Here is a 22,688-nt window from a genome sequence, read left to right on the forward strand (position 1 = left end):
GACCTATGCCCTCCTGCTTCATCACACCGTCGGGAAAATCAGTTCCAGCGCCTGGAGAGAATCTTCCCAGTCGGCTCGTTCGAAAATACCTTGTTGCAAAAACGCCTCCAGCTGCGGCCACAGCGCGATGGCTTTATCCAGCATGGGATCGCTGCCTTTGGCATACGCGCCGACGCTCACCAAATCGCGGTTACGCTGGAAACTGGACAGCAACTGTTTGAAATTCCGTACGCGTGCATAGTGTTGCTCGGTGATCAGCGACGTCATCGCACGGCTGATCGACGCTTCAATATCAATGGCCGGGTAGTGACCGGCTTCGGCCAGACGACGGGATAACACAATGTGTCCATCCAGGATCGCACGCGCTGAGTCGGCGATTGGGTCCTGCTGATCGTCGCCTTCGGTCAAGACCGTGTAAAACGCGGTGATGGAGCCGCCGCCGTGAATGCCGTTCCCCGCACGTTCCACCAGCGCAGGTAATTTTGCGAAGACCGAAGGCGGATACCCTTTGGTTGCAGGCGGTTCGCCGATCGCCAGCGCAATCTCACGCTGCGCCATCGCGTAGCGGGTCAGGGAGTCCATGATCAGCAGTACATGCTGCCCGCGGTCGCGGAAATCCTCGGCAATACGCGTGGCATAGGCCGCTCCCTGCATTCGCAGCAGTGGCGAGACATCCGCAGGCGCGGCAATCACCACCGAACGCGCGCGCCCGTCAGCGCCCAGAATGTTTTCGATAAAATCTTTAACTTCGCGGCCACGTTCGCCAATCAGCCCGACGACGATAACGTCCGCGCGGGTATAGCGCGCCATCATGCCGAGCAGAACGCTTTTACCCACGCCGGAACCGGCAAACAGCCCCATACGCTGTCCGCGTCCGACGGTGAGCAGCGCGTTGATGGGGCGAACGCCGGTATCCAGCACATGCTCAATGGGCGTTCGCTGCAAGGGGTTGAATGGCTGAGTGATTAACGCGCCGGTTTCCGTGGTGTCTGGCGCGGGAAGACCATCCAGCGGCTTGCCGCCGCCGTCCAGCACGCGCCCCAGCAGGGCAGGGCCGAGCGGCAGCTGTTTTCCGCTTTGCAGACCTTCCCCGGCAATATTTTTTGCGTAAACGCGTGCGCCGGGAAGAATGCCTTCGACCTCTTCCAGCGGCATTAAAAACAGCCGCTGGCCATTAAAGCCGACGACTTCGCTTTCCACTTCGCGTGTTTCCGTCCCGTCCTGCCGTTCAATGACGCAGGTCGCGCCGAGCGGCAGCTGCAAACCGGTGGCTTCCAGCACCAGACCGGTGGCGCGGGTCAGTCGCCCGTAGCGACGTACCGCCGGGAGCTGCGCCATTTTGGCTTCGAAGTTATCCAGCGTATTCAGCCAGCGGGTCAGGCGCGTAGTCATCAGACGACTCCGGGAGCCGCCAGGCGGCAGAGTTCTTGCCAACGAGTGGCGACGCTGGCGTCCAGATCGCCTTCATCGGCGGACACTTTACAGCCGCCATGATGCAGCGTGGGATCGCCGCGCAAACGCCAGCCGTGCAGGCTGAGCGTGGCCCCGAGCATCTCTTCGACGCGCTGTAAATCATCCGGGTGAACGCGTAATTGCGGTTTCCCGCTGAACAACGGCTCCTGTTGCAACAATTGCTGGATCTGTTTAATGAGCGCGGAGTTGTCCACCGCTGGCGTCTGGCCGATCACCTGGCGAGCGGCTTCCAGCGCCATTTGCATCAGGCGCGAGGCAATCACGCTGTCCAGCGCGTCCAGCGTATTCTGAAACTCGCTGACCAGTTGCTGCATTCGGGCATTCAGCGGCGCCTGTTGAGCGCGCGCCTGCGTCTGGCCTTGCTCCAGCCCTTGCGCTAATCCTTCCTGATAGCCCTGTTCGTGGCCTTTCTGGCGACCTTCGGCGAGGCCCGCATTATACCCTTGCTCGTGCGCCTGCATTTTCAGCTGCGCCAGTTGCTGTTCAAGCTGCTGTTCGGCACTCAGCTCCGGTTCGTCATCGATGGCTATCGGTTCGTCGCGGTGCTCCATTGGCACAAACTCGGCCAGGGGAGGGACGAGATCGTCCGGTGTCCAGACCTGCCACGGCAATTCGTTAGACATAGGTATCCTCGCCGCTGCCGATTACCATTTCGCCGGTTTCCGCCAGACGACGCACAATAAGCAGAATGGCTTTCTGTTCGTTCTCCACCTGAGACAGACGTACCGGGCCACGGTTGGCGAGGTCGTCGCGTAGAATATCGGCAGCACGCTGCGACATGTTGCGCAGGAATTTCTCGCGCAGCGGCGGCTCGGCGCCTTTCAGGGCGATCAGCAACGACTCGGAATCCACTTCCTGCAACAGACGCTGGATGCTGCGATCGTCGACTTCCACCAGATTTTCGAACAGGAACATTTCGTCGATAATTTTCTGCGCCAGCTCGCCGTCGAATTCGCGTACGGCGCTGATAACCGCCTCTTCCTGCTGGGTTTTCATCAGGTTGATGATTTCTGCCGCGGTTCTCACGCCGCCCATTTTGCTGCGCTTGAGGTTCTGACCGTCGAGCAGACCATTCAACACTTCGGTCAGTTCCGCCAGTGCGGCTGGCTGTACGCCGCCGAAGGTCGCGATACGCAGCATGACATCGTGGCGCAGACGTTCGTCGAACAGCGCCAGAATATCGGCGGCCTGGCCGCGTTTGAGATGCACCAGGATGGTGGCGATAATCTGCGGGTGTTCGTCGCGGATAAGGTCGGCGGCGCTTTGCGGCTCCATAAAGTTGAGCGTTTCAATGCCGCTGGCGGTATCCCGCGTTTCGAGGATATCTTCCAGCAGACTGGCGGCACGTTCTTCACCCAGCGCTTTAACCAGCACGGAACGCAGGTATTCGTTGGCGTTGATGTTGAGTGCGGCAAACTGTTCGGCTTCTTGCTCAAATTCCGCCAGCACATCGGTCAGCTGTTTGTTGGAAATCTGGCGCACGTTCGCCATTGCCGAACTCAGGGTTTGCACTTCGCGCGTGGAGAGGTGCTTAAACACCTCTGCCGCACGGTCTTCGCCAATGGTCATCAGCAGGATGACGCTTTTATCGGTGCCGGTAAGTTTATTGCTCATGATCGTTATTCATCCACTGGCGAATGACCAGCGCCACGACGCGCGGATCGTTATCTGACATTTCGCGAATACGCTGGCTCATCACTTCTGCGCCCAGACGCTGGTTCGCCCGGCGCTGCTGGGTCTGTTCGTCTTTGCTGAGGCGAACTTCTACCGCTTCTTCGGTTTCCTGACGAACCTGCGCCTGTTCCTGCGCGACTTTCGTCTCTTCAGCGCGGCGAGCAAGCTGCGGTCGAACCGCTTTGCGCCACAGAATCCAGGCAACCAGCAGAACCAGGAGCCAGCGACCTGCGGAGATCAACTGCTCAATAAAGGCTTGCTGTTTCCAGAATGGCAGCTCGCCGCCCAGGTCGTCCGTTGCGGTAAACGGTGAGTTCACCACGTTAAGGGTATCGCCGCGTTTGTCGGAGAAGCCCATTGCTTCGCGGGTCAGATCTTCGATCTGCTTCATCTGTTCCGTGGTTAACGGCAGCGGTTTGCCGTCCGGCAGGGCGCGGTAGTTCACCACGACCGCCACGGAGAGTCGCTGCACATCGCCCACGTTCAGTTTGGTGTGGCGAATGGTGCGATCCACTTCATAGTTACTGGTTTCGTTGCGCTGCGTATTGCGCGGCACATTGCTGTTCGCATTGTTGGTCGTCTGCGTGTTCTGCGCGTTTTGCTGATTAGCAGGCGGTGTGCTGATCGGCGCAGCATTCGCCGGCGCAGGCTGATTCGACAGCGCACCCGGTACGCCGCCCGGATAGCCGGAGCCGATTTGCTCGCTTTCATTAAGCTGGCGTGAGCGCAGCACGGCCTGCGATGCGTCGCCGTTCGGACGGTATTGCTCTTCCGTTTGCTCTTTGTTGGCAAAATCCAGCTGCGCAGTAACCTGAGCATGGACGTTGCCGTTGCCGACGATTGGCGAAAGAATCGATTCGATACGGCGCTGAATGCGTCCTTCCACATCGCTGGCGTATTTCAACTGCGCGTCGTTCAGATCGCGGCTGCTGGTATTGGACTGAGTCAACAGATGACCGCCCTGATCGACCAGCGTGACGTTACCTGGCGGCAGACCTGCAACGGCGCTGGATACCAGATGCACCACCGCGCTGATTTGCCCTTCATCCAGCGCGCGGCCTGGTTCAAGATTGACCGTCACGGAAGCGGAAGGGGATTTCTGCTCGCGCACGAACAGAGAAGGTTTCGGCATCGCCAGGTGGACACGGGCGCGTTTTACCGGCCCCAGGGTTTCGATAGTGCGGGCCAGTTCGCCTTCCAGCGCGCGCTGATAATTGACCTGCTCGCTGAACTGGCTGATGCCGAATTTTTCCTGGTCTAACAGCTCGAAGCCGACAGCGCCGCCTTTTGGCAATCCCTGTTGCGCCAGGCGCAAGCGAAGCTCATGCACTTTATCGGCAGGCACTTCAATCGCACCGCTTCCTTCGGTGAAGCGGTAAGGGATGTTCATCTGGGTCAGCTGCGTGACAATGGCCCCGCCATCCTGATCGGAAAGGTTGCTGAACAGCGTGCGATAATCTGGCGCTTTCGCCCACAAAACCATAGCAACGATGATGGCAACGGCGGCTGATCCCGCCACAATCAGAGGAATTCTGGGATTCGCGCGCAGGCGATTAAGCCACTCGAGAGGTTTAGGTTGGGTTGCAGTCGATGCAGTCGCACTCATCTCGCACCTCGTGACTGATCGTGGACGGCGTTTTTTGCAAAGTGGAACAAGACTCACTCCCGGGTCAGCAAACTCGAAAAATTGACGGTCTCATTATTTGCGGTTTCGAATTTTTCTATGCGCCAAAAACCGAGGTTTTTTATCGCTATTTAGCGCCTTTATCTTATTGACAAACTGGTAATCTCTGCTGTGTAAAAAATCATCCAGGGGATTAGCATGTCAGCAATACAGGGGATTGAAGGGGTCATCAGCCAGCTACAGGCAACGGCGATGTCCGCACGGGCGCAAGACGCGCTGCCGCAACCAACCGTAAGTTTTGCCGGTCAACTGCATGCGGCACTGAATCGCATCAGTGACACGCAAACCACCGCGCGCGTACAGGCAGAAAAATTTACTCTGGGTGAGCCAGGCATTGCGCTTAATGATGTGATGACCGATATGCAAAAAGCGTCTGTCTCAATGCAGATGGGTATTCAGGTACGCAACAAACTGATGTCGGCGTACCAGGAAGTGATGTCGATGCAGGTGTAGCCAGACCTGCTGAATGCATCATACAGGCCGGATAAGGCGCTTGCGCCGTCATCCGGCAAATGATTACTTCTGAATCAGATAGCGAATTGTTGGGCCATCCTGCTGAATATCCAGCACCGTATAGCCGTGATTGCGCGCATCCAGCGGAATATTATTGATGGATTGCGGGCAGTCGCTCACCACTTCCAGAATTTCTCCCTTTTTTAACTGCGGCATCGCTTCCAGCGTGGCGACGGCCGGGTAAGGGCAGGGCTCACCAACCATATCAAGACGGTAATCAGGAACGATATTTTTCATGCGGATTCCTTAGCAGGGGTTAACCCGGAGCGACGGAAGAAACGTTTTTCCCAACCGATTATCAGCATCAGCGCGGCAAACAGCAGCAGATAAGTGACCAGCAGGCCGCCCAGCGGGCCGAAGGTGTCGAGCAGATTCACTTTGTCCCAACGGGTTGCCAGCGCCGGGGCAAAATCATCCCAGTAATATGCCAGAATAGTGGAGCCGATAACGTTGCCGAGGCCCACCCACCAGTAGTGCACCTGACCTTCCACGGCGCGGTACATCCAGCCGGTTTCACACCCGCCCGCCAGCACGATGCCAAAACCAAACAGCAGACCGCCGATAACGGCGTTCGGGCCAGCCCACATAATCTTCGCTTCCACGCCTAACTGCACGTAGCTGAAAATTCCGATAGCGCTCACCGCCATCCCGAAGATGATGGCTTTCGCCATATGGGTGCGACCGGTGATCCACAGGTCACGGAAGGCCGAGGTGAAACAAATTTGCGCACGTTCAATCAGCAGACCAAAACCCACGCCGAACAGCATGGCCAGCCCCAGTTTTGGCTGGTTCATCGCCGTCAGCAGCGCCCAGCCGATCATGCCGATAAAGACCAGCATCCCCAGACGGAAACGGCGGCGCGCCTGATCTGGCTTCTGCGTCAGCGGCGAGGCAGCGGAGACTTTCTGCATTTTGACCGGGATACGGAATATGGGCAGTAGCGTGAAGCGTGCGCCGAACCAGGAGCCGATGGCGGTTGCCAGCGCAAAGAACCAGGCATGAAGAGAAAACTGCGGAATACCGGTGAAGAAGGCTGCCAGATTGCAGCCCATCGCCATGCGCGCGCCAAAACCGGCAATCATCCCGCCGATAATCGCCTGCATAATGCGGATACGGCTGCGCGGCATACGTAATTTAACGTTGTTGGCCCACAGTGCCGCGGCAAAGCAGCCGCCGAACATGCCGAGGATCATCATCCCGTCGATGCGGGTAAGAGGGGAACCTTCCAGATGGATCAGCTTGTAGTAACCCCACTCTTCAGCATGAACGCCAAACAGCTGGAGGATTTGTCCACCCCAGCGGGTGAATTCGCCTGTAACAGCCCAGAACGTACCGGTGATACCGAAATAATAAGTGGAGAGAATACCTGCTGCGATGACCGCAGGGACAGGCGCCCAGAATTTAACTAACCAGGCTTGTTTGAATTGTTGCCATGACATGCTTTCTTAGCCTCTGAACTCAGAAGGAGAATAAAAGAAGAGCGGATAGTACACCGATCAGATTTTTTGCCTACTACTAATAAGAAGTAATATCGACTGGATCAATATTACTTGTTGGCCCTGAAAGGCTGGCGACATCAGGGCTTTAATGCCACAATCCTGTTTTCTTCGCATGCAGGATGAATGATGAAAAAAATAGCGATCGTTGGCGCATTTCTGGTCCTTACCGGGTGTGCAGAGGTACAGAATTATAACGATGTGGTGAAGACGCCAGCGCCAGCCGGACTGGAAGGATACTGGCAGTCAAAAGGCCCTCAGCGCAAACTGGTAAGCCCCGAGGCGATAGCCAGTCTGGTGGTGACCAAAGAAGGAGATACCCTGGATTGCCGTCAGTGGCAGCGGGTGATTGCCCTGCCGGGTAAACTGACGCTGCTTTCCGGTGATTTAACCAACGTTACGGTGAAGCGCGAACTCTATGAGATTGAGCGTGAAGGGAACACGCTGGAATATGATGGTATGACGCTGCAACGCGTGGACCGACCCACGACCGAATGCGCCGACTATTTATCGAAACATCCGCTCGCGAGTCAGTTACCGTAAACATTTTCGGTAAACGCTGGCGGTAATCATGTTGATGCCGGGGGCGCTAGCGCTTACCCGGCCGATGTTCTCTCCTGAACTTACAGCACATCTTCAATGACCCATACGCTGACGCAGCCACCGTTGCAGGTAAACGTGGCCTCACCCTGTTCATCGGTGGTTACGCGCTCTTCCCGATTACCTAAAAAATCACGCCAGGTCTTGTTGGCGTAATTTTCACCTAGCGTAATGGTCTTTTCGCCGTCATCGCCGTTGGAAAGTACGACCACGCAGCCAGGATCGTCGTCTGTACCGCTACGGCTAAAGGCAACGCAGTTGGGGTGGTCGAAAAAGAGCGTCTGGATGCCGTGGGCAAAACGCTGGCGCGCGAGAATCAGTTGATCGAGCTGTTCGATAACGGGCATATCAATGGTGTAGGTTTCACCGTCGCCGCCCGTATCCTCGTAGTGTGCGCCGTAGAGATCAGGGTAGAACACTGACGGTACGCCGTTCTCCCGCAACAGGATCAACGCATAGGCCAGCGGCTTAAACCAGGCTTCAACGGGCGCTTCAAGTGCCTGTAACGGTTGGGTATCGTGATTTGCCACGAGCGTTACGGCATGGAAAGGATCGGCTTCCACCAGCGTGTCGGTGAAAATCTGGCTCATATCGTAATCACGCCCCTGACGAGAGGCTTCGTGGAAGTTCATCTGTAGCGGCGCGTCGAACAGCATGGTTTTTCCATCCACCTGATCGATATAGGCTTGTAGCTTGTCCACTTCATGAGACCAGTACTCCGCCACAATGAACAGCGGCTTTGGCGCAACCTCCTGGACGTGTTCTATCCACTCTTTATAAAACCAGGCCGGAATGTGTTTGACCGCATCCAGGCGGAAGCCGTCGCAATGGGTTTGCGCCATTACCCAACGCGCCCAGTATTTGATCTCCTCGGTGACCGCATGGTTGCGAAAGTCGATGTTTTCGCCCATCAGATAGTCGAAATTACCCATCTCATCATCGACCTGGTCGTTCCAGCCGTCGCCAGTGTAGTCGTTGACGATCTTAAAGATGCCGTCTTCGTCCGGGTTTTCGATGTGATCAATACCGCTGAAACATTTGAAATCCCAGATAAACTGCGAATATTGACCGGCGCGGGCAGGGAAGGTGTAACGCGTCCAGCCTTCACATTCGATGATCTCGTCATCGATTTGCGTGCGATCATCTTCATTGACCCGCTGTACGCGAATGGCCTCTTTTTCATCCGCGCCCATTTTGTGGTTGACGACCACGTCGAGCAAAACCGCAATGTCATTTTGCTTTAGCGCCTCAATGGCGGCCAGCAGCTGCGCTTTGTCGCCATATTTCGTGGCGACAGATCCTTTCTGATCAAACTCACCCAGATCAAACAGGTCATACGAGTCATAACCTACGGAATACCCGCCGGACGCGCCTTTATAGGCGGGCGGTAACCAGACCATATTAATGCCGATATCATTGAGGCCGCCAGCGCGCTCAGCCAGTTCTGGCCAGAGCTTGCCGCCGTCAGGGTAATACCAGTGGAAGTACTGCAATAGCGTGGGGTTTTTCATCTTCCGTGCTCCAGAAGCCGTCAGGCCAACTTCTGGAGTATGGATGATTTTTCACAGGTGGATAAAAATTATTGCGGGGCGGTAGGGACGTCAGGAACCAGCAACATACCGGATAGCCGACCATAGGCGTTATTCAGTGACTTCTGCCGCGTCGACTGACCAATCAAATTGCTGAGTTCGTTCAGCCGATTTTGTAGCAACTCGCGTAAAAGCTGTTCATTATCCAGCGTCTGTTTGATATACCCCGCAACCCTATCCTGAAGGCTTTGCGTAATGCCCGGTGGAGTTTGTGTTTCCATAACCGTTTCAATACTTTGCAGGTAGGTGACTTCCTGTTCCAGTAACAGGTCCCATTCTCCTCGCTGCGCAAGTTCCAGTAACGATTGGCTAAGCAGCGCAATACGCTGCCAACGGTTGATAAACTCCACGGCTGAGGTCATTAACGAGACTCCTGGGAAGATACTTTCGGTGAAATCTGCTTCCAGGCTTCCGCAATGTTGCCGAGTAACCCTTCCACTTCTTCAATAGCCTGACTGTCATTACGCAAGTTTGCCTGTAGCAAACGGCGGATCATATAGTCGTATAAGTCTGAAAGATGGGCGGCAATTTCACCGCCTTTTTCCTGATCTAAACCCGCTTTAAGGCCATTATCGATAATGTTAATGGCTTTACTTAATGCTTCGCCTTTAGCGACGATGTCGCCTTGTTCTAAAAACAGGCGAGCGCGCACCAGGGCGCTATTCGCGCCGTCAAACAACATCTCTATCAACTGGTGCGGACTGGCGCTCATTACGGCGCTTTCCACGCTGACTTGAGCATAAGCTTTGGTACCGCTCGCGGTGTACATGGTTACCTCGTGTTATCAGGAATTGCTCATTGCAGCAAATTGCTGGCTCAGATAAGAACTGGTGTTATTGAGCTTGCTCATCATGGTATCCAGTTGGGTAAACTGGGCTTTATAACGGGCGACGGTTTCATCAATACTATTACTGACTGATAAATATTGTTTGGTCAGGTTCTTAAGAGTGGCGTTGATGTTGTCCTGGGCATTATCAATAATGCCGTCATCAGCCAGGTAACTTTTTACTTCGGTGGCGATCTTCGTCGTAATTCCAGTTTCTTTACCGTCGCCAACCAGTAATTCACGGGTTGATGCTGTATTCTCTTTTAGTGCTTTTGCGAGTTTTTCTTCATCAATTTTGAGTTTTCCGGTAGTACCATCTTGGGTGATACCAATTTCTGCTATCGTTTTGAAAGACGAATCACTACCGCTGTTTGCAAATGGCGAACGAATACCTGTTTGAATCGTCCGTAAAACGCTGTCGCCCAATAGTGCGCCATTTTTGTCGCTTGCTTCTTCACCAGGTTCTACTTCTGTGTATTTCGTTAAAGTGCTGAATGTGTCGACCAGTGAGTTATAAGCATCTACCCAGGCTTTTATCGCCTCTGTTGCTTTGGAATCGTCTTTTGTCACTGTGACTGTCACGTCATTAACGGTTTTCGTCAGGTTCAATGTCAGGCCTTGTGGCGCATCGGTGACGGTGTTGCTCTGACGAACAATGTCGATACCATTAACATTAAGTTCTGCGTTTTGTGCTTTAACCAGCTCTTTCATATTTCCAGTGCCGGTAGTGCTATCGTAGGCTAGCAGTTCGTTGAGCTTGGTATCCCCTTCGACAGAAATCTTCATTGTGTTGTCTGTACCGCTGTCTGCGGTGAGGACTAACTGATATTTGTCCTCAGATACCTTGACGATACTTGCAGAAATACCGCTGTCTGCATCGTTGATTGCATCTCGAACGGCCTCCATTGAGGTATCGCCTTTGTCGAGCTTAATTTCCAGCGGCTCTTTACGTCCTGGTTGCTCAATCTTGATGGTGCGTGAAGAGACAGAGGTATCACCTAACTGTTCTTTTGTCGTGGCGAAAGTCGCATCGGTTGCCAGCGATTGTGCTGCGGCAAGTTGGGTTACATTTATTTTATATGTACCTGGCGCAGCACCTGCTGTAGTGCTGACTTTAAGATCTTCGGAGGTACTGGAAGCGGTTGTTGTTTTAAATAAGTCTGCTTTATTTAATGCGGTATTTGCTGTCTGGAATTTTTCCAACGCGCTTTTCAGGGTGCCGTAGGCCGTCAACTTAGCTGTATTGGCGCTCTGTTGCTTGGTGATTGGCGTTAAACGTCCTTTTTCGGCGGTGGTCAGATTCGTCAGCAAAGTATCCAACGGCAAGTTTGAACCGACGCCCAGTGATGAGATTGAAGCCATGCCTTATTCCTTGTGATTGCAAACAGTAGATAAGCGCGTTATCGGCAATCTGGAGGCAAAGTTTAATAATAATTTTGTGAAAATGATGCGCAGAATAATGGCCTATAAAGCGGGTATTTCGTGGACTAAGAAAAAGTGATGCGGAAACAAAAAATTTTCTAAAGTTCGAATTTAAGGTGCCGATACAAGGGTTACGGTGAGAAACCGTGGGCAACGGCCCAATAACATCAAGATGTAAATTGATAAGGAAAAGATCATGGCACAAGTCATCAATACAAACAGCCTGTCGCTGTTGACCCAGAATAACCTGAATAAATCTCAGTCCTCCCTGAGTTCCGCTATTGAGCGTCTGTCTTCCGGTCTGCGTATCAACAGCGCGAAAGATGATGCTGCAGGCCAGGCGATTGCAAACCGTTTTACTTCTAACATTAAAGGCCTGACTCAGGCTTCCCGTAACGCTAACGACGGTATCTCTATCGCACAGACCACCGAAGGTGCGCTGAACGAAATCAACAACAACCTGCAGCGTGTTCGTGAGCTGGCAGTGCAGTCCGCCAACGGCACTAACTCCCAGTCAGACCTGGACTCCATCCAGGCCGAAATTACCCAACGTCTGAATGAAATTGACCGTGTATCTGGTCAAACTCAGTTCAACGGCGTGAAAGTGCTGGCAAAAGAAGGCACTCTGACTATTCAGGTTGGTGCTGACGATGGCGAAACCATTGATATTAACCTGAAAGAAATTAATTCCAAAACGCTGGGCCTTGATAGCCTGAGCGTACAGGATGCCTACAAGCAAGTAGATACTGCAGTTAACGCAACGGGTTATCACGATGGTACACAGGCTATTACTGCACCGACTGCTGGTGAACTAGAAGCTGCAGCGGGGACTGCTGCGGGTGATGGTGGTACTGGAACTATTCAGTTCAAAGATGGCAACTATTACGTCAATATTACAGGTTCTACCGGTGGTACGAATGGTGATGGTCTGTATAAAGCAACCGTAGATGCTGGTACGGGTGCCATTACTATCGGCGCTAAAGAAACTACCGTGACTCTGGCCGAAACAACTGGCGTAGGCAATGTGCAAGAAGCCAACACCATCGATACCACTGATGCGGCAGCCGATCTGGTGGCTGCGGGCGTGACTGGTGCGACTGCCGCTAACACCTCCCTGGTGAAAATGTCCTTTGAAGACAAAAACGGCAAATCTATTGACGGCGGTTATGCGTTGAAAGTAGATGGTAAGTTCTATGCGGCGGATTATGACGAGAAAACAGGCAAAATCACCGCTAAAACCGTTGATTACACTGATGATGCCGGTGCTTCTGCGAAAGCGGCTGTCCAGTTTGGCGGAGTGAACGGTAAAACAGAAGTGGTTACTGTTGACGACAAACAGTACCTTGCAGCGAATGTTAAAGGTCATAACTTCCAGTCAGGTACTGAACTGAACGAAGTGGCTGCAACCAAAACTGAAAGTCCGCTGGCGAAAATTGATGCCGCCCTGGCGCAAGTTGCTGATTTACGTTCCGATCTGGGTGCGGTACAAAACCGTTTCAATTCTGCTATCACCAACCTGGGCAACACCGTAAATAACCTGTCTGAAGCTCGTAGCCGTATTGAAGATGCAGATTACGCGACTGAAGTATCCAACATGTCTCGTGCAAACATTTTGCAACAGGCGGGTACCTCTGTTCTGGCGCAGGCCAACCAGGTTCCTCAGAACGTGCTGTCCCTGCTGCGTTAATTCATATTTATCGCGCAAACCCCGCTTCGGCGGGGTTTTTTCTATCTGGCTTTTACGGGTAACCCCCAAATAACCCCTCATTTCACCCACTATTCACCCGATTAAAACCCCTCCAGAATCGGATAATCATGCCGATAACTCAACTAACGCAGGGCTGTTTATCGTGAATTCACTGTATACCGCTGAAGGTGTAATGGATAAACACTCGCTGTGGCAGCGTTATGTACCGCTGGTGCGTCACGAAGCATTGCGCCTGCAGGTGCGTTTGCCGGCGAGCGTGGAACTGGACGATCTGCTACAAGCGGGCGGTATCGGGTTATTGAATGCAGTTGACCGATATGACGCTCTGCAAGGAACGGCATTTACCACTTACGCAGTGCAGCGTATTCGTGGAGCGATGCTGGATGAACTACGCAGCCGTGACTGGGTGCCGCGTAGCGTCCGGCGCAATGCTCGCGAAGTGGCGCAGGCGATGGGGCAGCTGGAGCAGGAATTAGGGCGCAACGCGACGGAAACTGAGGTGGCGGAGCGGCTGGCGATTCCTGTGGAAGAGTATCGTCAGATGTTGCTTGATACCAATAACAGCCAACTCTTCTCTTATGACGAGTGGCGGGAAGAGCATGGCGATAGCATTGAGCTGGTGACGGAAGAACACCAGCAGGAAAACCCGTTACAACAGCTCCTTGAGAGCAATTTACGCCAGCGTGTGATGGATGCGATTGAATCGTTGCCAGAACGCGAACAGCTGGTGTTGACGCTGTATTACCAGGAAGAGCTCAATCTGAAGGAGATTGGCGCGGTGCTGGAAGTCGGCGAGTCACGGGTAAGCCAGTTGCACAGCCAGGCCATCAAGCGTCTACGCACCAAGCTGGGTAAGTTATAAAGGGCGATCGTCGTCGCCCCTTAATAGTGCCGCACAACGTATTGACTACCAGGAGTTCTCATGACGGTGCAGCAATCTAAAAGACGGCCACTAAGCCGCTACCTCAAAGACTTTAAACACAGCCAGACGCATTGCGCTCATTGCCATAAATTGCTCGACAGGATCACGTTGGTTCGCCGGGGGCAGATTGTCAATAAAATCGCGATTTCCCGCCTGGATACGCTGATGGACGACGCACAATGGCAGGAGGAGCAGAAGGAGTGGTCGGCGCTGTGCCGTTTCTGCGGCGATCTGCACTGCAAAGAGCAGAGTGACTTCTTTGACATCATCGGTTTTAAACAATTCTTGTTTGAGCAAACCGAAATGAGCCACGGCACCGTGCGTGAATATGTCGTACGCCTGCGTCGCCTGGGCAACCATCTCACCGAACAGAACATCTCTCACGACCTGCTACAGGAAGGTTTTCTTGATGAAAACCTGGCCCCGTGGTTACCCGAAACCAGCACCAATAACTATCGGATCGCGCTGCGTAAGTACGAACAGTATAAAACGCATACGCATGCCGGACAGATGCAGAAATCATCCCGGATGGCTACTTCTGATATATATTAAAAATGAATAACATGTAGCGGAGTCGTGTTTGTGATTAGCAGCAAACCCTCTACACTACGGTCATTAATGACAACATTCGGGGTAACTATGAAATTAGCACTTCTGGGACGTCAGGCTCTGATGGGTGTGATGGCAGTTGCACTTGTCGCCGGGATGAGCGTGAAGAGTTATGCAGATGAAGGTCTGTTAAACAAAGTAAAAGAGCGCGGCACGCTGCTGGTAGGCCTGGAAGGGACTTACCCGCCGTTCAGTTTTCAGGGTGATGATGGCAAACTGACCGGGTTTGAAGTGGAGTTCGCAGAAGAACTGGCGAAACACCTCGGCGTAAAAGCCTCGCTGAAACCGACCAAATGGGACGGTATGCTGGCGTCGCTGGATTCCAAACGTATTGATGTGGTTATCAACCAGGTCACCATCTCTGACGAACGTAAGAAAAAATACGACTTCTCAACACCTTATACTATTTCTGGTATTCAGGCGCTGGTGAAAAAAGGCAATGAAGGCAGCATCAACACGGCGGCTGACCTGAAAGGTAAGAAGGTCGGCGTTGGTCTGGGAACAAACTACGAAGAGTGGTTGCGCCAGAACGTACAGGGTGTAGACATTCGCACCTATGATGACGATCCGACGAAATACCAGGATCTGCGCGTAGGCCGTATTGACGCTATTCTGGTGGATCGCCTGGCCGCATTGGATCTGGTGAAGAAAACCAAAGACACGCTGGCCGTTACCGGCGAAGCGTTCTCCCGTCAGGAAGCCGGTGTGGCGCTGCGTAAAGGCAATGAAGATCTGCTGAAAGCGGTAGATGGCGCCATTGCCGATATGCAGAAAGACGGCACGCTGAAAGCGCTGTCTGAGAAATGGTTTGGCGCAGATGTGACTAAATAATCGTCATAATTGCAAAAAAAGGCGCTTTAATACGGCGCCTTTTTTATTTCATCCGTTTGAACGTGCATAATAAAAAGAACATCACAACAATGAATACCGGAGGCTTTATGCCACTGCATAATTTAACGCGGTTCCCACGCCTGGAATTTATTGGCGCACCAACGCCACTCGAATACCTGCCGCGTTTATCTGATTATCTGGGTCGCGACATTTTCATTAAACGCGATGACGTAACGCCGATGGCGATGGGCGGGAATAAACTGCGTAAGCTTGAATTTCTGGCTGCCGATGCGCTGCGTGAAGGCGCGGATACGCTGATTACGGCGGGCGCCATCCAGTCGAACCACGTTCGCCAGACGGCGGCGGTAGCGGCAAAACTGGGATTACACTGCGTTGCGTTACTGGAAAATCCCATCGGTACGACGGCGGAAAACTACCTGACCAACGGCAATCGTCTGCTGCTGGATCTTTTTAACACGCAAATTGAGATGTGCGACGCGCTGACCGATCCTGACACCCAGTTACAGGAACTGGCGACCCGTATTGAGGCGCAGGGGTTCAGGCCGTATGTGATTCCGGTCGGCGGCTCCAGCCCATTAGGCGCGATGGGATACGTGGAAAGCGCGCTGGAAATCGCCCAGCAGTGCGAGGGCGCGGTACAGCTGTCCTCCGTGGTGGTGGCGTCGGGAAGCGCCGGTACGCACGCCGGGCTGGCGGTAGGTCTGGAACAACTGATGCCAGATGTTGAGTTGATCGGCGTGACCGTGTCGCGCAAGGTTATCGATCAGAAGCCCAAAGTGGTCACGCTGCAACAAGCGATTGCTAAAGAGCTGGAACTGACCGCCTCGGCGGACATCCTGCTGTGGGACGACTATTTCGCGCCGGGATACGGAACGCCGAATGAAGAGGGGATGGAGGCCGTGAAGCTGCTGGCGCGCCTGGAAGGCATTCTGCTTGACCCGGTCTATACGGGGAAAGCGATGGCGGGCCTGATCGATGGCATCAGCCAGAAGCGCTTCAAAGATGAAGGCCCGATTCTCTTTATTCATACCGGTGGGGCGCCAGCGCTGTTTGCCTACCATCCTCACGTGTAACTTCCGGGTAGAAAAACACTCATGCAAGAAAGTATCCAACTGGTGATTGACTCGCTGCCGTATCTGCTTAAAGGTGCGGTGTTTACGCTACAGCTGAGTATTGGCGGGATGTTTTTCGGCCTGCTGCTGGGCTTCATTCTCGCGCTGATGCGCATGTCGCCCCTGCTGCCTGTCCGCTGGCTGGCGCGTTTTTATATCTCCATTTTCCGCGGTACGCCGCTGATTGCCCAGCTTTTTATGATCTACTACGGCCTGCCGCAGTTTGGTATTGAGCTGGACCCGATCCCGGCGGCGATGATTGGCCTGTCGCTGAATACCGCAGCCTACACTTCGGAAACGCTGCGTGCGGCGATCTCTTCTATCGACAAAGGTCAGTGGGAAGCCGCGGCAAGTATCGGTATGACGCCGTGGCAAACGCTGCGTCGTGCGATTTTGCCGCAGGCCGCCCGCGTGGCGTTGCCGCCGCTGAGCAACAGTTTCATCAGCCTGGTGAAAGATACCTCCCTGGCCGCGACGATTCAGGTGCCGGAACTGTTCCGTCAGGCGCAGCTGATTACCTCGCGTACGCTGGAAGTCTTCACCATGTATCTGGCGGCATCGCTGATCTACTGGGTGATGGCGACGGTACTTTCCGCGCTGCAAAACTATTTTGAAGAGCAGCTTAACCGCCAGGAGAGAGATCCAAAATGAGTGCGATTGAAGTTAAAAACCTGGTGAAAAAGTTCCACGGTCAGACGGTGTTGCACGGCATCGACCTGGAGGTAAAACCTGGTGAGGTGGTGGCGATTATCGGCCCCAGCGGTTCCGGTAAAACAACGCTGCTGCGCAGCATTAATTTGCTGGAGCAGCCTGAGGCGGGCACCATCAAAGTGGGCGACATTACCATTGATACCGCAAGCTCGTTAAGCAAGCAAAAAGGGCTAATTCGCCAGTTGCGTCAGCATGTGGGGTTCGTATTCCAGAACTTTAATCTGTTTCCGCACCGTACCGTGCTGGAGAACATCATTGAAGGGCCGGTGATTGTGAAAGGCGAGCCCAAAGCCGAAGCAACGGCATTAGCGCGGGAACTGCTGGCGAAGGTAGGACTGGCCGGGAAAGAGACCAGCTATCCGCGTCGCCTGTCCGGCGGGCAGCAGCAGCGTGTGGCGATTGCCCGCGCGCTGGCGATGCGCCCGGAGGTGATTTTGTTTGATGAACCGACTTCCGCGCTCGACCCTGAGCTGGTGGGGGAGGTGCTCAGTACGATACGCCAGCTGGCGCAGGAAAAGCGCACGATGGTCATTGTGACGCATGAAATGAGCTTTGCGCGCGACGTGGCTGACCGGGTGATATTTATGGATCAGGGGCGCATTGTGGAGCAGGGCGCGGCCAAACCGTTATTTGCCAATCCTCAGCAACCACGCACGCGTCAGTTTCTTGAGAAGTTCCTGATGCAATAAATGTTTTCGCGCACTCGCCTGAAATAATCTCGTTTCAGGCGAGTGCATTTGAATAAATATCAATAATACCCGCCTGATTATAGCCGTAATCCCTTTGTGTTCTCCCGCCGGGTGAAACACACCTCAAGTAATTCGCCATCTGACCGATATTTTCTACATATAAACTTCATTTATGTGTTAGCTTGTTTTAAACATTATAATGATTATCAATCTCAGGGGTGTTACCGTTTAGTATGCAGGAAAATGATTTCTTCACCTGGCGACGGAGTATGCTGGTACGCTTTCAGGAAATGGCGACGGCAGAAGATGTCTACACTGAATTACAACATCAGACACAGCAGCTTGAATATGATTATTATGCGCTGTGCGTTCGCCATCCCGTCCCGTTTACGCGGCCAAAAATCTCCGTTCACACTACGTACCCGCAAGCGTGGGTGGCGCATTATCAGTCTGAAAACTATTTCTCTATTGATCCGGTATTAAAGCCGGAAAATTTCCGCCAGGGGCATCTGGCATGGAATGATGCCTTATTTAGCGAAGCGCAGTCGCTATGGGACGCGGCGCGCGCTTACGGTCTACGCCGGGGGGCGACGCAATGCCTGATGCTGCCGAATCGGGCGCTGGGCTTCCTCTCTGTCTCCCGGGCGAACGCCCGCCATGCGCCGTTTGCACATGATGAAATTGAACTCCGGTTGCAACTGCTGGTGCGTGAGAGCCTGTCGGCGCTGACGCGGCTGGAGGATGAAATGGTGATGACGCCAGAAATGCGCTTCAGTAAGCGAGAGAAAGAGATCCTGAAGTGGACGGCGGAAGGAAAGACGTCATCAGAGATCGCGATGATTCTGTCAATCTCAGAGAACACCGTTAACTTTCATCAGAAAAACATGCAGAAAAAGTTTAACGCACCGAATAAAACGCAGATTGCCTGCTATGCGGCCGCGACGGGCCTGATCTGAAAAAACGAATGTTCTGCGTGCCAGACGCAAAACCGGCTGAAAGTTTCACTCTCAGCCGGTTTCCTGTTACTGGCGGTAAGCTTGTTTAATTTGCTTAACAGTGCTGGAAAATACCGCGGCCTGCGTTTCATCTTCAATCTGCGCGATCTGTTTTTCCATCTTAAGAATCACGCGCCCTGCGTCGGCTTGCCCCATTGCCTGTAGCATCAGGGTCAACATGGCTTTCAGGCAGGTGACTTCATTGGCCAGTTCTTGATTATTCTCGGCAGTGGAAAAATCAGGCGTACTCATTTATTTTCCTCGTTATGTTTCAGTGAAAAAGTGCGATGGCAAATGTTAAGGCGGCGGAGTATACCATAAGCTGCGCCAAAAATAGCAGTGGTTGTTTTTTGATCGCAAATCAAACCAGCGCCATTAAAATAAACAACGCCTTGCGAGGCATATATTTTCCTCATTTTTTTGTTTACCTCGCGTATTTCGCGCGTTAATTATTGTTACAAAGTTGCTTGCCTATTTAGCATTTCGACGGAAGTGAGTGAATTTTTTGTCACTATTCTGAAACTATTATGCAGAAATAGAGGGTAAAAAAAGGCCGTTAGCTGTGGGAGTTTCCACGAAGCGTACAATCTAATTTCCAAAAACGAGAGCAAAATCGAATGCCCCACGTTTTTTACGTTTCAAAGTTGAGATAAAACCCGCTAATATAGGGTCGATTAACTATCAGTAGCGTTATCCCTATTCTGGAGATATTCCTTTGATCAACGTTCTTCTTGTTGATGACCACGAACTGGTGCGCGCAGGGATACGACGCATTCTGGAAGATATAAAGGGCATAAAGGTTGTCGGTGAAGCCTGTTGTGGCGAGGACGCCGTAAAGTGGTGCCGCGCGAACGCCGTCGACGTTGTGCTGATGGACATGAACATGCCCGGAATCGGCGGTCTTGAGGCGACGCGCAAAATTGCCCGCTCAAGCGCTGATATTAAAGTGATCATGCTGACGATCCATACGGAAAACCCGCTACCGGCGAAAGTCATGCAGGCCGGAGCCGCAGGGTATCTGAGTAAAGGCGCTGCGCCTCAGGAAGTGGTCAGCGCGATTCGTTCGGTTTTTTCCGGGCAGCGTTATATTGCTTCAGATATCGCTCAACAGATGGCGCTGAGCCAGATTGAGCCTGAGAAAACAGAAACGCCTTTTGCCAGTTTGTCTGAACGCGAGTTGCAGATTATGCTGATGATCACCAGGGGCCAGAAGGTTAATGAGATCTCGGAACAACTGAATCTCAGTCCTAAAACGGTGAACAGCTATCGCTACAGAATGTTCAGTAAACTAAACATTCATGGTGATGTTGAGTTGACTCACCTGGCAATTCGCCACGGCCTGTGTAATGCGGAGACGTTAACAAGCTAGTGAGTGTTCTGTTTGATGCGAAAGCATTTTTAAAAACCGTGACCAGCCAACCCGGCGTTTATCGTATGTATGATGCCGGTGGTACGGTTATTTATGTCGGTAAAGCGAAAGACCTGAAAAAACGGCTTTCCAGCTATTTCCGCAGCAACCTTGCTTCGCGAAAAACCGAAGCATTGGTTGCGCAAATCCAGCAAATTGATGTCACGGTGACGCACACCGAGACCGAAGCGCTATTGCTCGAACACAACTACATCAAATTGTATCAACCGCGCTATAACGTGTTATTGCGCGATGATAAATCCTATCCTTTCATCTTTCTCAGCGGTGACACTCATCCACGCCTGGCAATGCATCGCGGGGCGAAACATGCCAAAGGTGAATACTTTGGCCCGTTCCCGAACGGGTATGCCGTGCGTGAAACCCTGGCCCTGCTGCAAAAAGTCTTTCCCATTCGTCAGTGCGAAAACAGCGTCTACCGCAACCGCTCGCGTCCTTGTCTGCAATATCAGATTGGCCGCTGCCTCGGGCCGTGCGTAGAAGGACTGGTGAGTGAAGACGAGTATGCGCAGCAGGTGGAGTACGTTCGGCTGTTTTTATCCGGGAAAGACGATCAGGTTCTGACCCAATTGATCGCCCGAATGGAAAAAGCCAGCCAGAATCTGGAATTTGAAGAGGCGGCGCGCATACGCGACCAAATTCAGGCTGTGCGCCGCGTTACTGAGAAACAGTTTGTCTCCAATACCGGCGACGATCTGGACGTTATCGGCGTGGCGTTCGATGCGGGTATGGCCTGCGTGCATGTGCTTTTTATCCGCCAGGGCAAGGTGCTGGGCAGCCGTAGCTATTTCCCGAAAGTGCCGAACGGGACGGAACTGGGTGAAGTGGTGGAAACGTTCGTCGGCCAGTTCTATCTGCAAGGCAGCCAGATGCGCACGCTGCCAGGAGAGATCCTGCTGGATTTCAACCTGAGCGATAAAACGCTGCTGGCGGACTCCTTGTCCGAACTGGCCGGGCGGCGCATTAATGTGCAGACCAAACCGCGCGGCGATCGCGCTCGTTACCTGAAGCTGGCGCGAACCAATGCCGCGACGGCGCTGATCAGCAAACTGTCGCAGCAATCGACGATCACACAGCGTCTGACCGCGCTGGCAAGCGTGCTGAAGCTGCCTGCGGTGAAGCGGATGGAGTGTTTTGACATCAGCCACACGATGGGAGAACAGACGGTGGCCTCCTGCGTGGTTTTTGACGCTAACGGGCCGCTGCGTGCGGAGTATCGTCGCTACAACATTACCGGAATTACGCCGGGCGATGATTATGCGGCGATGAATCAGGTTCTGCGCCGACGCTATGGCAAGGCGATTGAAGAAAGTAAGATTCCTGACGTTATTCTGATTGATGGCGGTAAAGGCCAGCTTGGTCAGGCGAAGACCGTTTTTGCAGAACTGGATGTGCCGTGGGATAAAAGTCATCCTTTATTGTTGGGCGTTGCTAAAGGCGCCGATCGTAAAGCCGGTCTGGAGACGTTGTTCTTTGAACCCGAAGGGGAGGGCTTTAGCCTGCCGCCGGACTCGCCTGCGCTGCACGTTATTCAGCATATCCGCGATGAATCGCACGATCACGCCATCAGCGGGCACCGCAAAAAACGGGCGAAGGTGAAAAACACCAGCACGCTGGAAACTATCGAAGGCGTCGGGCCAAAACGTCGACAAATGCTGTTGAAATATATGGGCGGTTTGCAAGGACTACGTAACGCGAGTGTTGAGGAAATTGCAAAAGTGCCGGGTATTTCGCAAGGTCTGGCAGAAAAGATCTTCTACTCGTTGAAACATTGAGGTCTCTGTAGCAACATAGGGGTAATTTCTCTGACAACAGATAGTTACCCGTCACTATGCAATTTAATATCCCTACGTTGCTCACGCTGTTTCGCGTCATTCTGATCCCATTCTTTGTATTGGTGTTTTATCTGCCATTTACATGGGCTCCCTTCGTTACCGCGCTAATCTTCTGTATCGCCGCCGTGACCGACTGGTTCGACGGTTTTCTGGCGCGTCGCTGGAACCAGAGTACGCGTTTTGGCGCGTTCCTTGATCCGGTGGCGGATAAGGTGCTGGTGGCGATCGCCATGGTGCTGGTGACGGAGCATTATCACAGCTGGTGGGTGACGCTGCCTGCCGCGACCATGATTGCGCGTGAAATTATTATTTCCGCGCTGCGTGAATGGATGGCCGAGCTGGGCAAACGCAGCAGCGTGGCGGTCTCCTGGATCGGCAAAGTGAAAACCACCTCGCAAATGGCGGCGCTGGCGTGGCTGCTGTGGCGTCCAAACATTTGGGTGGAATATGCCGGGATCGCGCTTTTCTTCGTTGCTGCCGTGCTGACGCTGTGGTCTATGTTCCAGTATTTGAGCGCTGCACGCGGGGATTTGCTTGATCAGTGATCGTTTC

General features: G+C 53.2%; 25 protein-coding genes. 13 read left to right on the plus strand and 12 right to left on the minus strand.

Features of this window, described 5'->3' with window-relative positions:
- Positions 1-21 precede the first annotated feature (21 nt).
- From fliI to fliF, 4 genes are read right to left on the minus strand one after another with little or no spacing between them, the layout of a single operon-like run.
- On the minus strand, positions 22-1,392 hold the full coding sequence (gene fliI, locus OGX80_RS19565) for a flagellar protein export ATPase FliI (protein WP_012131905.1): 1,371 nt from the start codon (positions 1,390-1,392) through the stop codon (positions 22-24).
- Positions 1,392-2,096: a flagellar assembly protein FliH gene (fliH, locus tag OGX80_RS19570; RefSeq protein WP_047462909.1), complete on the minus strand. Its 705-nt coding sequence runs from the start codon at positions 2,094-2,096 to the stop codon at positions 1,392-1,394. Before fliH ends, fliI begins: the two co-directional genes overlap by 1 nt.
- Complete coding sequence (gene fliG, locus OGX80_RS19575) at positions 2,089-3,087, minus strand: flagellar motor switch protein FliG (RefSeq protein WP_012131907.1); 999 nt, start codon at positions 3,085-3,087, stop codon at positions 2,089-2,091. The genes fliH and fliG overlap by 8 nt, the downstream gene beginning before the upstream one ends.
- The gene (gene fliF / locus OGX80_RS19580) at positions 3,077-4,753 is read right to left on the minus strand and encodes a flagellar basal-body MS-ring/collar protein FliF (RefSeq protein ID WP_047462912.1); all 1,677 of its coding nucleotides are present in this window, start codon (positions 4,751-4,753) and stop codon (positions 3,077-3,079) included. Before fliF ends, fliG begins: the two co-directional genes overlap by 11 nt.
- A gap of 216 nt (positions 4,754-4,969) precedes the next feature.
- Between fliF and fliE the strand changes: the two genes are divergently transcribed.
- Positions 4,970-5,284 carry a flagellar hook-basal body complex protein FliE gene (gene fliE / locus OGX80_RS19585; protein WP_012131910.1) on the plus strand — a complete coding sequence of 105 codons (315 nt, stop codon included), beginning with the start codon at positions 4,970-4,972 and terminating at the stop codon, positions 5,282-5,284.
- 63 nt (positions 5,285-5,347) lie between these two features.
- On the opposite strand, the gene yedF is transcribed toward fliE, so the two are convergent.
- Both yedF and yedE read right to left on the minus strand, forming a co-directional pair.
- Positions 5,348-5,581, minus strand: coding sequence for a sulfurtransferase-like selenium metabolism protein YedF (gene yedF, locus OGX80_RS19590; protein WP_000790504.1), 234 nt, complete (start codon positions 5,579-5,581; stop codon positions 5,348-5,350).
- Positions 5,578-6,783, minus strand: coding sequence for a selenium metabolism membrane protein YedE/FdhT (gene yedE, locus OGX80_RS19595; protein ID WP_012131911.1), 1,206 nt, complete (start codon positions 6,781-6,783; stop codon positions 5,578-5,580). Before yedE ends, yedF begins: the two co-directional genes overlap by 4 nt.
- Positions 6,784-6,969: 186 nt before the next feature.
- On the opposite strand from yedE, the gene yedD reads away from it, so the two are divergent.
- On the plus strand, positions 6,970-7,383 hold the full coding sequence (yedD, locus tag OGX80_RS19600) for a lipoprotein YedD (protein WP_047463076.1): 414 nt from the start codon (positions 6,970-6,972) through the stop codon (positions 7,381-7,383).
- 80 nt (positions 7,384-7,463) lie between these two features.
- Here yedD and amyA read toward each other — a convergent pair whose 3' ends face one another.
- The 4 genes from amyA to fliD form a co-directional block, all read right to left on the minus strand.
- A complete protein-coding gene (amyA, locus tag OGX80_RS19605; protein ID WP_115181518.1) occupies positions 7,464-8,951 on the minus strand; it encodes an alpha-amylase in 1,488 nt (495 codons plus the stop codon).
- A 68-nt stretch (positions 8,952-9,019) separates the two neighbouring features.
- Positions 9,020-9,391 (minus strand): flagella biosynthesis regulatory protein FliT, encoded by a 372-nt coding sequence (fliT, locus tag OGX80_RS19610; protein WP_049011654.1) that lies wholly within the window; start codon positions 9,389-9,391, stop codon positions 9,020-9,022.
- Positions 9,391-9,798: a flagellar export chaperone FliS gene (gene fliS / locus OGX80_RS19615; RefSeq protein WP_115181519.1), complete on the minus strand. Its 408-nt coding sequence runs from the start codon at positions 9,796-9,798 to the stop codon at positions 9,391-9,393. Before fliS ends, fliT begins: the two co-directional genes overlap by 1 nt.
- A 15-nt stretch (positions 9,799-9,813) precedes the next feature.
- The gene (gene fliD, locus OGX80_RS19620; RefSeq protein WP_115181520.1) at positions 9,814-11,217 is read right to left on the minus strand and encodes a flagellar filament capping protein FliD; all 1,404 of its coding nucleotides are present in this window, start codon (positions 11,215-11,217) and stop codon (positions 9,814-9,816) included.
- 256 nt (positions 11,218-11,473) lie between these two features.
- On the opposite strand from fliD, the gene OGX80_RS19625 reads away from it, so the two are divergent.
- The 8 genes from OGX80_RS19625 to sdiA all read left to right on the plus strand — a co-directional run bounded on the left by OGX80_RS19625 (position 11,474) and on the right by sdiA (position 18,836).
- Positions 11,474-12,964 carry a FliC/FljB family flagellin gene (locus tag OGX80_RS19625; RefSeq protein WP_115181521.1) on the plus strand — a complete coding sequence of 497 codons (1,491 nt, stop codon included), beginning with the start codon at positions 11,474-11,476 and terminating at the stop codon, positions 12,962-12,964.
- 163 nt (positions 12,965-13,127) lie between these two features.
- Positions 13,128-13,847, plus strand: a complete 720-nt coding sequence (gene fliA, locus OGX80_RS19630; RefSeq protein WP_024130237.1) for an RNA polymerase sigma factor FliA — start codon at positions 13,128-13,130, stop codon at positions 13,845-13,847.
- Between the two features lie 60 nt (positions 13,848-13,907).
- Positions 13,908-14,459: a flagella biosynthesis regulatory protein FliZ gene (fliZ, locus tag OGX80_RS19635; RefSeq protein WP_012131925.1), complete on the plus strand. Its 552-nt coding sequence runs from the start codon at positions 13,908-13,910 to the stop codon at positions 14,457-14,459.
- Between the two features lie 87 nt (positions 14,460-14,546).
- The gene (tcyJ, locus tag OGX80_RS19640) at positions 14,547-15,347 is read left to right on the plus strand and encodes a cystine ABC transporter substrate-binding protein (RefSeq protein ID WP_024130238.1); all 801 of its coding nucleotides are present in this window, start codon (positions 14,547-14,549) and stop codon (positions 15,345-15,347) included.
- Positions 15,348-15,454: 107 nt separating this feature from the next.
- The gene (dcyD, locus tag OGX80_RS19645) at positions 15,455-16,441 is read left to right on the plus strand and encodes a D-cysteine desulfhydrase (protein ID WP_049011658.1); all 987 of its coding nucleotides are present in this window, start codon (positions 15,455-15,457) and stop codon (positions 16,439-16,441) included.
- A gap of 21 nt (positions 16,442-16,462) precedes the next feature.
- Positions 16,463-17,131 (plus strand): cystine ABC transporter permease, encoded by a 669-nt coding sequence (gene tcyL / locus OGX80_RS19650; RefSeq protein WP_012131928.1) that lies wholly within the window; start codon positions 16,463-16,465, stop codon positions 17,129-17,131.
- Complete coding sequence (gene tcyN / locus OGX80_RS19655) at positions 17,128-17,880, plus strand: L-cystine ABC transporter ATP-binding protein TcyN (protein ID WP_047463102.1); 753 nt, start codon at positions 17,128-17,130, stop codon at positions 17,878-17,880. Before tcyL ends, tcyN begins: the two co-directional genes overlap by 4 nt.
- Before the next feature lie 233 nt (positions 17,881-18,113).
- Positions 18,114-18,836: a quorum-sensing transcriptional regulator SdiA gene (gene sdiA / locus OGX80_RS19660; RefSeq protein WP_115181522.1), complete on the plus strand. Its 723-nt coding sequence runs from the start codon at positions 18,114-18,116 to the stop codon at positions 18,834-18,836.
- Positions 18,837-18,902: 66 nt separating this feature from the next.
- Here the strand turns inward: sdiA and OGX80_RS19665 are convergent, their stop codons facing one another.
- Both OGX80_RS19665 and OGX80_RS22460 read right to left on the minus strand, forming a co-directional pair.
- Complete coding sequence (locus OGX80_RS19665) at positions 18,903-19,127, minus strand: DUF2594 family protein (RefSeq protein ID WP_012131931.1); 225 nt, start codon at positions 19,125-19,127, stop codon at positions 18,903-18,905.
- A gap of 19 nt (positions 19,128-19,146) precedes the next feature.
- A complete protein-coding gene (locus OGX80_RS22460) occupies positions 19,147-19,194 on the minus strand; it encodes a hypothetical protein (RefSeq protein ID WP_418222342.1) in 48 nt (15 codons plus the stop codon).
- Positions 19,195-19,590: 396 nt separating this feature from the next.
- On the opposite strand from OGX80_RS22460, the gene uvrY reads away from it, so the two are divergent.
- Genes uvrY through pgsA form a run of 3 tightly spaced genes read left to right on the plus strand, consistent with a single transcriptional unit; the run spans position 19,591 to position 22,681 of the window.
- Complete coding sequence (gene uvrY / locus OGX80_RS19675) at positions 19,591-20,244, plus strand: UvrY/SirA/GacA family response regulator transcription factor (RefSeq protein WP_012131932.1); 654 nt, start codon at positions 19,591-19,593, stop codon at positions 20,242-20,244.
- Positions 20,244-22,076, plus strand: a complete 1,833-nt coding sequence (gene uvrC / locus OGX80_RS19680) for an excinuclease ABC subunit UvrC (protein ID WP_115181523.1) — start codon at positions 20,244-20,246, stop codon at positions 22,074-22,076. The genes uvrY and uvrC overlap by 1 nt, the downstream gene beginning before the upstream one ends.
- 56 nt (positions 22,077-22,132) lie before the next feature.
- Positions 22,133-22,681 (plus strand): CDP-diacylglycerol--glycerol-3-phosphate 3-phosphatidyltransferase, encoded by a 549-nt coding sequence (gene pgsA, locus OGX80_RS19685; protein WP_012131934.1) that lies wholly within the window; start codon positions 22,133-22,135, stop codon positions 22,679-22,681.
- Positions 22,682-22,688: the final 7 nt, after the last annotated feature.

Origin of the sequence: Citrobacter sp. CK194, from assembly GCF_030333395.1 — a bacterium.
Taxonomy (GTDB): Bacteria; Pseudomonadota; Gammaproteobacteria; order Enterobacterales; family Enterobacteriaceae; genus Citrobacter_B; species Citrobacter_B koseri.

Bases quoted from the DNA above. Each gene is read 5' to 3' on its own strand.
- OGX80_RS19625 (WP_115181521.1), top strand. From the start codon at position 11,474: ATGGCACAAGTCATCAATACAAACAGCCTGTCGCTGTTGACCCAGAAT.
- yedF (WP_000790504.1), bottom strand. From the start codon at position 5,581: ATGAAAAATATCGTTCCTGATTACCGTCTTGATATGGTTGGTGAGCCC.
- pgsA (WP_012131934.1), top strand. From the start codon at position 22,133: ATGCAATTTAATATCCCTACGTTGCTCACGCTGTTTCGCGTCATTCTG.
- fliF (WP_047462912.1), bottom strand. From the start codon at position 4,753: ATGAGTGCGACTGCATCGACTGCAACCCAACCTAAACCTCTCGAGTGG.
- OGX80_RS19665 (WP_012131931.1), bottom strand. From the start codon at position 19,127: ATGAGTACGCCTGATTTTTCCACTGCCGAGAATAATCAAGAACTGGCC.
- dcyD (WP_049011658.1), top strand. From the start codon at position 15,455: ATGCCACTGCATAATTTAACGCGGTTCCCACGCCTGGAATTTATTGGC.
- yedE (WP_012131911.1), bottom strand. From the start codon at position 6,783: ATGTCATGGCAACAATTCAAACAAGCCTGGTTAGTTAAATTCTGGGCG.
- sdiA (WP_115181522.1), top strand. From the start codon at position 18,114: ATGCAGGAAAATGATTTCTTCACCTGGCGACGGAGTATGCTGGTACGC.
- tcyN (WP_047463102.1), top strand. From the start codon at position 17,128: ATGAGTGCGATTGAAGTTAAAAACCTGGTGAAAAAGTTCCACGGTCAG.
- fliT (WP_049011654.1), bottom strand. From the start codon at position 9,391: ATGACCTCAGCCGTGGAGTTTATCAACCGTTGGCAGCGTATTGCGCTG.
- fliH (WP_047462909.1), bottom strand. From the start codon at position 2,096: ATGTCTAACGAATTGCCGTGGCAGGTCTGGACACCGGACGATCTCGTC.
- tcyJ (WP_024130238.1), top strand. From the start codon at position 14,547: ATGAAATTAGCACTTCTGGGACGTCAGGCTCTGATGGGTGTGATGGCA.
- fliG (WP_012131907.1), bottom strand. From the start codon at position 3,087: ATGAGCAATAAACTTACCGGCACCGATAAAAGCGTCATCCTGCTGATG.
- fliD (WP_115181520.1), bottom strand. From the start codon at position 11,217: ATGGCTTCAATCTCATCACTGGGCGTCGGTTCAAACTTGCCGTTGGAT.
- fliS (WP_115181519.1), bottom strand. From the start codon at position 9,798: ATGTACACCGCGAGCGGTACCAAAGCTTATGCTCAAGTCAGCGTGGAA.
- amyA (WP_115181518.1), bottom strand. From the start codon at position 8,951: ATGAAAAACCCCACGCTATTGCAGTACTTCCACTGGTATTACCCTGAC.
- fliE (WP_012131910.1), top strand. From the start codon at position 4,970: ATGTCAGCAATACAGGGGATTGAAGGGGTCATCAGCCAGCTACAGGCA.
- yedD (WP_047463076.1), top strand. From the start codon at position 6,970: ATGAAAAAAATAGCGATCGTTGGCGCATTTCTGGTCCTTACCGGGTGT.
- tcyL (WP_012131928.1), top strand. From the start codon at position 16,463: ATGCAAGAAAGTATCCAACTGGTGATTGACTCGCTGCCGTATCTGCTT.
- fliI (WP_012131905.1), bottom strand. From the start codon at position 1,392: ATGACTACGCGCCTGACCCGCTGGCTGAATACGCTGGATAACTTCGAA.
- fliZ (WP_012131925.1), top strand. From the start codon at position 13,908: ATGACGGTGCAGCAATCTAAAAGACGGCCACTAAGCCGCTACCTCAAA.